This window comes from Pelomonas cellulosilytica, from assembly GCF_021353265.1.
Classification (GTDB): domain Bacteria; phylum Pseudomonadota; class Gammaproteobacteria; order Burkholderiales; family Burkholderiaceae_C; genus Pelomonas; species Pelomonas cellulosilytica.
Genome location: NZ_JAJTWU010000001.1, coordinates 1 through 12,401 on the forward strand (window position 1 = coordinate 1; position 12,401 = coordinate 12,401).

Genomic DNA, 12,401 nt, shown 5'->3' on the forward strand with positions numbered 1-12,401 from the left:
GGTTCGACCAACTGGGCCTGCCCCGCCTCTCATGACCTCAAACTCTCGAACCGCCTGGTGCGGACCCGCATGCCAGGTGGTGTGGCAGGGGTGCCTCCTTCGTTGGAGGCCCCCTATGCCGATCGGGAGGCTGGCGCCTCAGTTCCGGATGATGATCTCGCGCCAGTTCAGGCGTTGCAGGCCCAGGGCACCTGGCGGGGTCACTGGGGTGCAGCTGGTGCTGCCCCCCGAGGTCCCGTTGACCAAGCTGACGGCTCCGGGATCGCCACAAGGGCAATCAGGCTTTCCGGGGACGCCACACTCAGGGCACGGTGCGGCTCCGGCAGTGCCGCAAACAGGGCACCCGGGAGATCCCGGAGTGCACGTTGGTGTGGCGGGCTCCCGCTTGACGATCTGCAGGTCAGTAACGATGCCGTCGCGTGGGTTGACATAGCACGTGGACGTTCCGTTCTTGAAAGCGCAGACTCCGCTTCCCAGATCGACTGAGTACACCCGGCTGTTGCCGTTCGGCGAGCAGGGGTCTCCAGAACTCGGAGCGGTGGCTGCAAAGGACACGACGCCGTAGTAGGACACGGGGTCCGACAAGACGCGCCAGCCCGGGCCGCCAGCGGACACCCCCAGGTCGATGTACCAGCCAACCTCGGTGCGCAAGTCCAGCGTGATCGACTTGCTCAGGTCCGTGAGCTGGCGCATGTTGGCCGTGGAGAACGGGAAGCTCAGGCCCGTAGGCAGGTCAGCCGCGGCACTGAAGGCGCCGTTGGTGCCGTCCAGGATGGCGAAGAAGCGTTGGGCCTGTGTGCTGTTCAGGTCGCTGGAGTCCAGCAGGCGACCCGTGCCCACGGTGATGTAGCGGCGGTTGGTATCGGGCTGAACGATAGGCAGCGGCTTGGTGGTGATGGGCAGCGCATTACCGTCCGAACCCGTCAGCGTCGCGATCTTTACCGGCGCGGGGTAGCCCGACGAGCCTGTCACGTCCAGCCGCCAGATGTTGCCCATCAGGTCACCGCCATAGATGGCGTCGGCCACGCCTTCGCTGAGGTCGATGATGAATGCGTTCAGGTGAGCCAAGCCCATCTGGTTGCTCGACGAGCAGGCGCTGCAGTCGGTGGCCACCTTCTCCAGCAGCGCGCCAGTGCGCGGATTGATGAAGAAAAAGTAGCCGCGGCCATTGCTGTTGTTGTAGCCGGAGGCGACAACGACGACCCAGCCGTACTTGCGGGTCCTGACGACGACCGGCTGGCCGTAGGTATAGCCAAGGTCACCATCGGTGAACTCCCACAGCACTTTCTGCGCGGCGGTCGTCTCGCTGCTAACTGAAGCCGGGTTGGTGATGTCGAGCGCATAGATCGCCTTGCCCCCCTTGCCCAGGCCGCCGATCAGCAGTGACCGCCAATCGGTGCCGCTGCCGCCGGAGGTGCGGCCGAAGTCCACGTCGACCGCAAGCGGCGGCGCGTCCACCAGGAAATGGTGTGTGAACTGCGGGTTGCCGACGGAAGCCAAGCCGTTGACGTTGGGCGTGGACGAGGGGCCATTGAACAGGGCGCCCGGCACGTAGGCGAACACCTCGCGGCCGGCGGTGTTGCCCGTCAAATTGCCGTCAATGGCATGCACCATGCCCGTGTTCGAGCCGGCATACACCATGGGTGTGCGGTTGGCATACGTTGTCTTGAAGGTGTCGTACCCCGGGTTGCTGACCGCCGAATAAGGTGCAGACGGAGGGCCGACAGGTTTGACCTTGGCGTTGACGATGTCACCGACGAGCGCTGCCCGATCGCGATACGCGTGCGTGGAGCCACTGGCAGTGGACGAGCGCTCGTGGGTGCGGTCACCACGCAGATAGTTCAGGTAATTCGCGGAGTCGTCGCCGCTGACGTAGTCGGTGTTCAGCAGTGCCAGCTGGGCCGACGGGACGTTGGCGCTGCGCAGCGGGATGCCTGCCTTGGTCGACGTGTTGTACGTCACGATGTTGCGACCGGTATCCCAGCCCGCTCCCGCAGCCTGGGCCGCGAGCTTGTCGGCAAAGCTCCAACGCGTATCCAGCGTGGGCTTGCCCGTGGTGGCATCGATGGTGGCGAGGCTGGCCACCACATCGCCGGTCCATGTCTTGGCGTCATACTTGGATGCATAGGACGACACGCCCAGCGTCGCGATCTGTGGCACCGACGTGACGAAGGACGTCGAGTACGCGCTCAGCTGGGAGGCAATGCTGGAAAAACTCTTCGTGAGGCCGGCGACCATCAGGTCGGCTTGGGAGGCTGTGAAGAAGTTGTCCGGCCGCGGATCGCCATTGGGAACCGTGTCGGACGTTGTCCACCACCAGGACTTCGTCGTGGCGTTCGAGGCGAACATGGCCGCCGTCGCCGTTGAATCCAAGTAGTTCTCCGGCGCCTTGAAGCCGCCGTACTTCGCGGCCAGGTAGAACTGGTTGTTGGCCTTGAACGCCTGGTATTCCATGACGTCCAGCCAGTAGGTCTGGATAGTCTGCTTGCCATCCATGTCGGGACGGACGTCGCTGATGTTGGCCCAATAGGCTAGACCGGCCATCAGCGCGCCGCTGTTGGTGGAGCCGTAGGCCGCGGTTGAAAGCGAGGTGCCCAGGCCTTGCAGCACGCCGACCCGGTCCGTCCATGTGCCTGCATTGACGGCCGTGTCGGCGGTGACCTCGGCCGGCTTGGCTGGCTCGGAGGCGCCGGTTGTGCCCGGCAGGTTGCGGTCGGCGTGAGTGTTGACGTCGCCGATGCCCAGGATGAAGTTTCGCTGACAGGAATACTGGATCGGGTCGTCCCAGGACGTAATCACCGGGAAGTTGTCGGCGTAGGTGGTTTTCGTCGCCGCGCTGGCGTTGCCCATGGACGACCAGGCCGGCACATTGCCCACGTTGCGGAAGTAGCGCTGGACGGCGTAGTAAAGCTCGCCGACCGGGTCGTATGTCTTGTATGTCCCGGAGATTTCACCGAATTTGTTGAGGTAGTTCATCACGCCGCTGTTGCTGATCGTGATGCCCAGCGCGCTGCTGGTATCCGTGGCGTCCGCCAAGTCCGGGTTGGCCAGCATGACGCCCGTCGTCGCATCCCACTCGCCCTTGGGGTTGGTGACCGGCAGCCCCCCGGGCACCGGCATGGTCGGGCCGACGAACTTCTGGCGCGCGCGCAGCACGGCGCCGTCGCGGCTCATGCTGCCGTCGTTCAAATAGCCAAACGCGCTGTAGCGGATCTTGTCGGCGTACTGCTGCATCAGCCCAGTCGGCTTGTAGTTGCCGTTCGGGTAAGCGGTGCAGTTGGCTTCCACACCGCCCGCCGCGGTGGAGGTGTCGCAGACCTTCACGCGGACAAAGACTTCGTACAGCGTGCCCTGGACGTAGTTCGCGCTGGGGTTGAATGCCGTGGCGGCTTTGCTGTAGTCGGGGCTCGGCACGCCTTTGGTGGCCGTCATGAAGCGCATCTTGTTGCCCAGCGACCAGATGCGCGTCGCCATACCGGCCGCCGTCGAGAACGGCGTGGCGCCGGCCAGCAGCGTGTTCCCCGCCACACTGCTGTCGGGGAAGTTGCTCGTGCTGCCGATGTTGGCGCCCCAGGCCTTTTCGAGCACGGTGAGCGACGCGGTGTCGATGACACGATAGCCGCCGGTCAGTGCCCAGCGGAAGGGGTCGATGGTCTGCATCGTCGCCCAGTTCAGGAAATTGCCGCTCCACAGGCCGCTGCAGGTGCGCGTGGTGGTCGTCCCCGCCGGGTAGAAGTAGTTGTCGACGCCCACGCCGTCGGTGTAGCGGTAGGCGTAGCACTTCTGTGGGTCGAAGTAGCCGATGTAGGTGTTGGCCGCCGAATACGTGCGGTTCGAGTAGGCGACGCTGATGGCCGTCGGGAACTCGACGGACAGCGCCAGTGCCAGGTTGCCTGGCACGCTGACGGCAGCGAACACTGGCTGGTCGGCCAGGCGGACCTGGGCCGTCGTCGTGGCGGCGATGGACAGCAGGCTGGCGGCAGCCACCATGCTGCGGGCACTGACAAATGGGACGTTCATGAGGGACCTCGACATGCCGTGGGCGGCGGTCTCAATTGGTGGTGAAGGTGGACTGGAAGTACGACACCGTGTTGCGCGGCCCTGTCACCTTCAGCGTCATGCGGAATATGGCCTGTGCCGGCGGAGAAGGTTTGGTCGGCTCGTTCGACGCGCCTCCGAAGACCTGCTGGTTGGCCATGACGCAGGTGCCGGGCGTGCAGGGTCCTGTTGTGGTCGCCATGCGATCAATCACGTACCTAATCGTGACGCCCATGTCGGCGACTTTCCGGTCACTGGCGCTGGCTACCTTGGCGAATTCGGCGTCAGTCATCAGTGCGATGGGGATGCCCTGCGCGTTCGTCGGCAGCAGCGTCGCGCTGTAGTTCGCCGCCATGACGTTGTCGTTGCGGACTGTCTCGGTTGCCAGCAGGCCGCCAGCGCGGACGGCATTCATCGCCTCCTGCAGTGCGCGTTCGCCCTGGTTGGTGATGTCACGTTTGAAGCCGATGTTGCCCAGCGTGAACTGGCTGCTGCTGAGTGACCGGGAAATGGCGACCGCGCCGATCATCAGGATGACCAGCGTGATGAGCGCGAAGATCAGCACGATGCCGCGCTGCGCGCGTGGGCGAGGGAGGGGAACCCTGGGGTGTTTCATCGCAGTCAGCGGGCGTACCGCACATTGCGCAGCGGTACCGTGAACTCCACGGTCCGGTAGCGCTGGGTCTTGGTGCCATTGGGCACGGTGTAGGTGTATTGCACGGCTGACGGCAGGTCACTGAAAAGCGTCAATGACGCTGGCGTGACATCGTCTTTGTCGACCAGGTCACTGCGCAGCACCAGCCCCACGCGCACGGCAAGGATGGATTTCAGGTTGTTCTGCGCTACGGGGGTGCCGGCGCTGAGCGCTGCGGCGGTGAATCCGTTGGCCGTGGGTGCCACCCAGTTCGCCACGGTCCGTTGGGCAGGCAGCACCGCGAGCGGTTGCGCAGCCACGCCATACAGGACGCGCATGTCCACCACCCCTTCCACCAATTGTTGCGTGCCGGCCGTCAGCTGCAGCAGGTCGTAGGCCATCAGCCGGCTGCTGGCATCGATGCCCAGCAATTCAAGCTTCGGCCTGTTGCCGGTCACGTTGCCCAGCACCGAGACCCTCGTGTCGCCGATGGCGTAGTCCGCCAGCGCAACGCCGTTGATGACATTGGCTGCGTACTGCCCGCTGAAGGTGAGCACCTCGGGGGCACCGCCGGCAAAGCCGGCGCTGACCTGTTGCAGCATGCAGTTGACAGGCGGCGTGTTCCGGGGCTGGGAGACCAGCACGAGGTCGCCGCCGCGCATGCCCAAGGTGTTGGGCAGCTTCACCTGGCCGGCCGCAGCCGTGCCCGGCGACAGCATGACGGACGACTCCGTCAGCCCTGAGTTGCCCGTGGCCACGGCGATCACGTCCGAACCGCCGGCCCCGGCGCCGGCATGGACGATCAGAGGTGCCAGGACGGGGGCTTGCGGAATGCTGGCGAATGGGGCGGGGAAGGCGCCGGGCGAGGGCAACAGCTGGGTGTTGTTGTTCGACACCAAAAGCCTGCAGCTGTAGTTGCTGGAGACCGCCTGACTGAAACCCGCGCCAGCGCTGCGCAGCTCCTGGTCCAGCAGGTAGGACGCGTAAGCCGCGTTGCTCGTCAGGTCGTTGCCCGACGTGACGCCGCGGCGTACCGCTTCCTGGCGCGCGACCATGGTGGAGATCGTCAGCGTCAGCACGAGGCCGATGGCCACCGCCACCATCAGCTCGGGTAGCGAGAAGCCGCGATTCAGGCGTCGGATCGGGCTCATTGCGGAATCATCACGTCGGTGACGTAGCGGTAGGTGTCGGTGGAGGAGCCCGTGGGCTTCCAGCTCACGGTGATGCGCGCGGTGTTGCCGTTAACCGTGACGGTGCCGGTCCCGCCAGGCAGGCCTCCGCGGTCGGGGGCAGAGGCCCGGTCGGCCCAAGGCTTCACGATGGTCGTCTGGTCGACGTTCACGTCGTTGGCGTTGATGATGATGGCGGCCATCTCGTTCGCCAGCAGCGTCGCCCGCTGCGAATCCTCGGTCGTCGTGGATGCCTGCAGCGCGCGGGCCTGCAGCGTGACGAGGCCCAGCAGGCCGAACGAGATGATCAACACGCCCACCAGCATCTCGATGAGCGAGAAGCCGCGGACTGGAGGTGTCTTGAAGTACTTCACGGGGGCGTGCTCCTGCAGCCGTCTGGCGCGGTGGTGGCCTTCTTGGGGTCGCACAAACGGACGGACCCGGACAGCGAGACTTCCAACTGCAGTGGGCGGCTGTCGTTGTTCGGGTTTTCAGGCGCGATCAGGAATTGCGTCGCTGACGCGGTGCAGTTCACGCCGATGGCGGCCGGGTTGGTCAATGTCGTCTGTCGGCCGTCGCCAGAGAAGCAAAGCGCTGCGATAAGAGGCGCGGGGGTGATTTTCACGCCCGACGACACGTCCGTCAGCACGCCGCATTGGATATCGATGGGCGACTCGTCAGTCATCAACGGGTTGGGTATCGAGCGGATCTGCCACTGCATGCCGTTGACATCGGCCGTTGCCGTCGACGAGCACTCCTTGTTCGCCGTGAGGAACAGCACGACCGACTGGCTGCGCCGCTGCGCTTCCGTCTGGGCGACCCTGATGCCGGACTGCAGCGCGTCGGCCACCGTGCGCACGCGTGCGTTGCGGATCCAGGTGGTGAAACTCGGTACCGCCATAGCCGTCAGGATGGCCAGCGCAGCGACCGCCACCATCAGCTCGATGAGGCTGAAACCGCGGCTGCGAGCGCTTAACACGTGTCGCCCTTCTTCAGGATCCACTTGCTGCTGCAGGTGGTGACGGCGGCCCAGCCGGTCGGCAGCGAAGCCGTGGCCCTGACGTCCTGCTGATTGATGGTGTACGCGAAATCGGCGACGGGGCCGCTACCGGTGGCCTTCAGCTTGAAACTCAAGGCGTCCGGGGTTCCATCGCAGGTGATGACGAAGTTGCCAAAAGTTCGCGCCGACACCGTGCTGTTGTTGCAAGGCGCCACGAAGGTGCTCACGTTCGCGTACGTGCGGTTGTCCTGGTAGTAGCGCTCCATCTGAGCGCGCATCGTCGCCAGGCCCGTGCTGGCATCGGCCAACCGGCTGCGCGTCACATAGTCCTTGTACTGCGGGAGCGCGACGGCAGCCAGGATGGCAATGATGGCCACGGTGATCATCACTTCGATCAGCGTGAAGCCTCGGGCGGCTTGGGTTCGGGCTTGGCGGAGCATGGCGAGTCTTAGTCAGGCTAGTGAAGAAATTGTGGTCGGTGGAGGCGCGCTGCGGTGACCGCTCGTCGCGGTCGAGCGAACGCTGGTCGCGGGGCCATCGCGCTTCGTGAACTGACACACGCGTCAACGGCGAGGGCGTCGTGTCTTGCTGTTGATGGGTGCAAGCGGACGTAACCGGCGCCGCGTTGGCCAGCGGGTTTTCGGCGGCTCGTGCGGTAAAGATAGACCGTCAGGGCGGTCCTCGGTGTTTCCCCTATCATGGCGCCCTTTCTTTCCGCTGGTTTCGGCCCGCCTGCGTGAATTCCTTGACACCCGCTCCCCTGATCGAACTGCGCAACGTCAGCTGCGGCTACGGCGATCGCGTGATCCTTGACGGCGTCAACCTGAAGTTGCAGCGAGGCAAGGTGCTGGCGTTGATCGGCACGTCGGGCGGCGGCAAGACGACCGTGCTGCGTCTTCTGGGCCGGCAATTGCGCCCGTTGTCCGGCCAGGTGCTGTTCGATGGCCAGGATCTCGCGCCGCTGGATCTGAACGGTCTGTACGCCGTGAGGCGGCGCATGGGCATGCTGTTCCAGTTTGGCGCGCTGTTCACTGACCTCACCGTTTTCGAGAACGTGGCCTTTCCGCTGCGGGAGCACACCGACCTGCCGGAGCCCATGATCCGCGACCTCGTGCTGATGAAGCTCAATGCCGTGGGCCTGCGCGGCGCGCGCGACTTGCTGCCCAGTGAGGTGTCCGGGGGTATGGCGAGGCGTGTCGCGCTGGCGCGCGCCATCGCACTTGATCCCGAGCTGGTGCTGTACGACGAGCCTTTCGCCGGCCTGGACCCGATCTCGCTGGGCGTGGCCGCACGGCTGATCCGCGACCTGAACGACGCCCTGGGGCTCACCAGCGTCATCGTGTCGCATGACCTGCACGAGACGTTCGAGATCGCCGACGAGGTGGCCATGATCGCCAACGGCCGGGTCGTCGCCCAGGGCACGCCCGACGACCTGCGCCGCAGCGAGGATCCGCTGGTGCGGCAGTTCGTCCGCGCCGAGACCGATGGACCTGTCCGCTTCCACCAACCGGCCCGCCCCGTGGCCGAGGATTTCGGGGTGGCGCGATGATGGCCCTGGCGACTCGCATCGGCGCCAGCGTGCGCCTGTCCCTGGTGGACCTGGGCATGTCTGCCCGCTTGTTTTTCAGCTTGCTCGCCCGGTCGCCGAAGGCGTTGGCACGCTTCGTCCTTGTGCGCGAGCAGGTCTTCCACCTGGGCAACAAGTCGCTGTCCATCATCGGTGTGTCGGGCCTGTTCGTCGGTTTTGTGCTGGCGCTGCAGGGCTACTACACGCTGCAGCGCTACGGTTCCGCCGAGGCGGTGGGCCTGCTCGTCGCGCTGAGCCTGGTGCGCGAGCTGGGCCCGGTCGTCACAGCGCTGCTGTTCGCCGGCCGGGCGGGCACGTCGCTGACGGCGGAGATCGGCCTGATGAAGGCCGGCGAGCAGTTGACGGCGATGGAAATGATGGCCGTCGACCCGGTGCAGCGCGTGCTGGCGCCGCGCTTCTGGGGGGGCTTCATCGCCATGCCCTTACTTGCGGCAGTCTTCTCGGCCGTCGGCATCATCGGTGGCTGGCTGGTGGCGGTGCCGCTGATCGGTATCGACGCTGGCGCGTTCTGGTCGCAGATGCAGGGCGGAGTGGATGTATTTGCGGACGTCGGCAACGGCGTCGTCAAGAGCCTGGTGTTCGGCGTGACGGTCACGTTCATCGCGTTGCAGCAGGGCTATACCTGCCGGCCGACGCCGGAGGGCGTGTCGGCCGCCACCACTCGCACCGTGGTGCTGTCGTCCCTGGCCGTGCTGGGCCTGGACTTCATGCTGACCGCGATGATGTTTTCGATTTGAATGGAGTCAGGGAGAACACATGCAACCCTCTCGTCATGACGCCTGGGTGGGTCTCTTCGTGCTGCTCGGCGGCGCGGCGCTGCTCTTCCTGGCGCTGAAGGCCGGGAATCTGCTCAGCCTCAATTTCGACGCCACCTACCAGGTATCTGCGCGTTTCGACAACATCGGCGGGCTCAAGCCCAACGCTGCCGTCAAGAGCGCCGGCGTCGTGGTCGGCCGCGTGGAGTCGATCAGCTTCGATGACAAGACCTTCCAGGCCAAGGTCGTCATCAACCTGAACAAGAACACGCAGTTCCCCAAGGACAGCTCCGCCAAGATCCTGACCTCGGGCCTGCTGGGCGAGCAGTACATCGGCCTGGAGCCTGGTGCTGAGGAGAAGAACCTGATGGCGGGTGATCTCATCAAGCAGACGCAAAGCGCTGTCGTGCTGGAGAACCTCATCGGCCAGTTCATCAACAGCAAGGCGGCGGACATGGGCAGCACCGCTGCCTCGGGAGGCAAACAGTGAGCCGCGTCGTACGTTGGTTGACGCTGCTGGCGCTGGTGGCCGGCCTGGCTGGTTGCCAGACCGTGCAGCGGGTCGGGGACCGCATCCAGGCCGCGGCAGACAAGGTCATGGGTTCCAAGGGCCAGCGCCTGGACCCGTGGGAGTCGTGGAACCGCAAGGTCTTCGCCTTCAACGAGAAGCTGGATGAGAACGTGCTGAAGCCGGTCGCCACCGCGTATTCGGAGGTTGTGCCTTCGCCGATCCGCACCGGCATCGACAACTTCTTCGGCAACATCGGCGACGCCTGGTCGGCAGTGAACCTGTTCCTGCAGGGGCGCTTCAAGGCCGGTGTGGAGCAGGGCATGCGGTTTGCCGTGAACTCCACGTTGGGTCTGGCCGGCGTGCTCGACATCGCGACCGAGGCCGGGTTGGAGAAGAACAGCCAGGACTTCGGCAAGACGCTCGGCAAGTGGGGCATGGGCACCGGCGCGTACATCGTCTGGCCGGTGTTCGGGCCGTCGTCGGTGCGCGATTCGATTGCGCTGCCCGTCGACTGGCAGGCATCACCGGCCGTGGTTTTCGATGACGGACGCAAGAAGACAGGCATCGTGGCTTTGAACATCGTCAACAAGCGGGCCAGTTTCCTGCGCGCTGGTGAAATGCTCGAAGGCATCGCCCTGGACAAGTACACCTTCTACCGCGACGCCTACCTGCAGCGCCGTGGCAGCTTCGATGATGACGACGAGGTCGAGGTGCTGGTGCCCGGCGAGGCCGCCTCGGCGCCCGCTGACGCGGCTTCGGCGCCCGAGGCCACTGCTTCTGGACCGAACGTGAAGAAACCCGCCGAGCCGGCCTCCGCGGCTGCCCGGTGAACCGAATCGGGGGCTGGCGCGTTGAGCGACGGTCTCCGCCTAGAGAAAGCGACACCATGACTCTGCTGACTACCCTGCGCCGTATTCTTGCCGTGACCACGCTGGGCCTCGGCCTGGCTCATGCGGCTCAGGCCGCCGATGGCGGCGCGCCCGACCAGTTGATCCGCCAGCTCTCGCTGGAGACCATCGAGGCCGTCAAGGCCGACAAGGACATCCAGTCCGGCAACGTCAACAAGATCATCGCGCTGGTCGACACCAAGGTCATGCCGCATGTGAACTTCCAGCGTATGACGGCGTCCGCCGTGGGCCGCTTTTGGCGCCAGGCCACGCCGGACCAGCAGGCCCGGCTGCAGGCCGAGTTCAAGACGCTGCTCGTGCGCACCTATGCCGGCGCGCTGACGCAGGTGAAGGACCAGACCATCGGCCTGAAGCCGCTGCGTGCGCAGCCCACCGATACCGAAGTCGTCGTGCGCACGGAGATCCGTGGCAAGGGTGACCCCATCCAGCTGGACTACCGCTTGGAGAAGGCCGGCGCCGAGTGGAAGATCTACGACGTGAACGTACTGGGCATCTGGCTGGCAGACCAGTACCGCAACAGCTTTGCACAGGAAATCGGCGCCAACGGCATCGATGGCCTGATCAAGAGCCTGGCGGACAAGAACGCCAAGGCTGCCGCAGCGCCTGCGGCCAAGAGCTGATCTTGAGCGGCCTGAAGTTGCCGTCGCGGCTGCGCATGGACGGCGCGCGCGCCGCCTGGGCGCAGATGTCGCCGGCGCTGCGTGCCGAGGCCGCCCAGGTGCTGGCGGCGGCAGGCCGGGAGGTCAGGCTCTCGGCGGCCGAGCTGACGGACTTCGACTCCTCGGCCCTCAGCCTGCTGTTGTCGGCCGCCCGGCAATGCCGGGAACAGGGCGCCACGCTGAAGCTCAGCGATGCCCCCGACAAGCTGCGCGAGCTCGCCCGCGTCTACGGTGTGGCCGAGCTGCTGTGGCCGTCGGCGGCGGCCGTCTGATCAGCCGGCGTAGCGCTTGGCGCGCAGGTTCTTCTTGATTTCCTGCAGCATTGGCCGCAAGTGCTGGCCGAGCTTCAGCGCGACGCCCGTCGTCAGGATGTCCACGGCGATCAGGTGCAGCAGTCGCGACACCATCGGGCTGTAGCGATCGAAGTCCTCGGGGTGGTCCACCGCCAGCAGGATCTGGCCAGGACCGAGCGCCAGTTGCGCCAGCGGTGATGCGCTGGCCGTGATGATGATGATCGTCGCGCCCTTCTTGCGAGCGATCTCTGCGGCATCCAGCAGATCCCGGCTGCGGCCGGAATTGCTGATGATGACGGCGCAGTCGCCGGGCTGCAGCATCGTGGCGCTCATCAGCTGCACATGGCCGTCGCTGGTGGCAACCGTGTTGACACCCAGCCGGAAGAACTTGTGCTGTGCGTCCTGCGCGACGATACCGGAGTTGCCGACGCCGTAGAACTCGATGCGTTTGCCGTGTCGCGCGGAGTCGGCCAGCGCCTCGATGGCGCGCTCGAAAGCGTGGCTTGCTGCGTCGTTGCGGTAGTGCAGTAGCGCGGCGACCGCGTTGTCGACGACCTTCACGATGATGTCGGACGGCTTGTCGTCCTCGTCCACCGCGCGGTGCACGAAGGGCACGCCCTCGTTGACGCTGCCGGCGAGCTTCAGCTTGAAATCCGCTAGGCCGTCATAGCCCACGCTGCGGCAGAAGCGCACGACGGTCGGCTTGCTGACATGGGCCCGGTCGGCCAGCTCGCTGACCGGCAGGCTCGCAAAGCTGCGAGCGTCGGCCAGCAGCAGCTTGGCCACGCGCTGCTCGGCCGGCGGCAGTGCCGGCAGGGCGGCTTTCACGCGCTCCAGGATGCTCAT

Annotated in this window: 13 protein-coding genes; 6 read left to right on the top strand and 7 right to left on the bottom strand. The window is 65.6% G+C overall.

What is annotated here, in order from left to right; genetic code table 11:
* Positions 1-138: 138 nt before the first annotated feature.
* The 6 genes from LXT13_RS00005 to LXT13_RS00030 are packed head-to-tail and all read right to left on the bottom strand — an operon-like array spanning position 139 to position 7,281.
* On the bottom strand, positions 139-4,020 hold the full coding sequence (locus tag LXT13_RS00005; protein WP_233369533.1) for a pilus assembly protein: 3,882 nt from the start codon (positions 4,018-4,020) through the stop codon (positions 139-141).
* Positions 4,021-4,051: 31 nt separating this feature from the next.
* A complete protein-coding gene (locus LXT13_RS00010; RefSeq protein WP_233369534.1) occupies positions 4,052-4,603 on the bottom strand; it encodes a hypothetical protein in 552 nt (183 codons plus the stop codon).
* Positions 4,604-4,659: 56 nt separating this feature from the next.
* Positions 4,660-5,823, bottom strand: a complete 1,164-nt coding sequence (locus tag LXT13_RS00015; protein ID WP_233369535.1) for a PilW family protein — start codon at positions 5,821-5,823, stop codon at positions 4,660-4,662.
* Positions 5,820-6,215, bottom strand: coding sequence for a type IV pilus modification PilV family protein (locus LXT13_RS00020; RefSeq protein ID WP_233369537.1), 396 nt, complete (start codon positions 6,213-6,215; stop codon positions 5,820-5,822). The genes LXT13_RS00015 and LXT13_RS00020 overlap by 4 nt, the downstream gene beginning before the upstream one ends.
* On the bottom strand, positions 6,212-6,844 hold the full coding sequence (locus LXT13_RS00025; protein ID WP_233369538.1) for a pilus assembly FimT family protein: 633 nt from the start codon (positions 6,842-6,844) through the stop codon (positions 6,212-6,214). Before LXT13_RS00025 ends, LXT13_RS00020 begins: the two co-directional genes overlap by 4 nt.
* Positions 6,814-7,281 carry a type IV pilin protein gene (locus tag LXT13_RS00030; protein WP_304622792.1) on the bottom strand — a complete coding sequence of 156 codons (468 nt, stop codon included), beginning with the start codon at positions 7,279-7,281 and terminating at the stop codon, positions 6,814-6,816. Before LXT13_RS00030 ends, LXT13_RS00025 begins: the two co-directional genes overlap by 31 nt.
* Positions 7,282-7,586: 305 nt before the next feature.
* Here LXT13_RS00030 and LXT13_RS00040 point away from each other — a divergent pair, with 305 nt between their 5' ends.
* The 6 genes from LXT13_RS00040 to LXT13_RS00065 are packed head-to-tail and all read left to right on the top strand — an operon-like array spanning position 7,587 to position 11,534.
* Positions 7,587-8,390: an ABC transporter ATP-binding protein gene (locus LXT13_RS00040; RefSeq protein WP_233369539.1), complete on the top strand. Its 804-nt coding sequence runs from the start codon at positions 7,587-7,589 to the stop codon at positions 8,388-8,390.
* Complete coding sequence (gene mlaE, locus LXT13_RS00045; protein ID WP_233369540.1) at positions 8,387-9,166, top strand: lipid asymmetry maintenance ABC transporter permease subunit MlaE; 780 nt, start codon at positions 8,387-8,389, stop codon at positions 9,164-9,166. Before LXT13_RS00040 ends, mlaE begins: the two co-directional genes overlap by 4 nt.
* A 19-nt stretch (positions 9,167-9,185) precedes the next feature.
* Positions 9,186-9,674, top strand: a complete 489-nt coding sequence (gene mlaD / locus LXT13_RS00050) for an outer membrane lipid asymmetry maintenance protein MlaD (RefSeq protein WP_233369542.1) — start codon at positions 9,186-9,188, stop codon at positions 9,672-9,674.
* Complete coding sequence (locus LXT13_RS00055; protein WP_233369543.1) at positions 9,671-10,525, top strand: MlaA family lipoprotein; 855 nt, start codon at positions 9,671-9,673, stop codon at positions 10,523-10,525. Before mlaD ends, LXT13_RS00055 begins: the two co-directional genes overlap by 4 nt.
* 56 nt (positions 10,526-10,581) lie before the next feature.
* The gene (locus LXT13_RS00060) at positions 10,582-11,223 is read left to right on the top strand and encodes an MlaC/ttg2D family ABC transporter substrate-binding protein (RefSeq protein WP_233369544.1); all 642 of its coding nucleotides are present in this window, start codon (positions 10,582-10,584) and stop codon (positions 11,221-11,223) included.
* A gap of 2 nt (positions 11,224-11,225) precedes the next feature.
* On the top strand, positions 11,226-11,534 hold the full coding sequence (locus LXT13_RS00065; protein ID WP_233369546.1) for an STAS domain-containing protein: 309 nt from the start codon (positions 11,226-11,228) through the stop codon (positions 11,532-11,534).
* Here LXT13_RS00065 and LXT13_RS00070 read toward each other — a convergent pair whose 3' ends face one another.
* A complete protein-coding gene (locus tag LXT13_RS00070) occupies positions 11,535-12,395 on the bottom strand; it encodes a MurR/RpiR family transcriptional regulator (protein ID WP_233370299.1) in 861 nt (286 codons plus the stop codon).
* Positions 12,396-12,401: the final 6 nt, after the last annotated feature.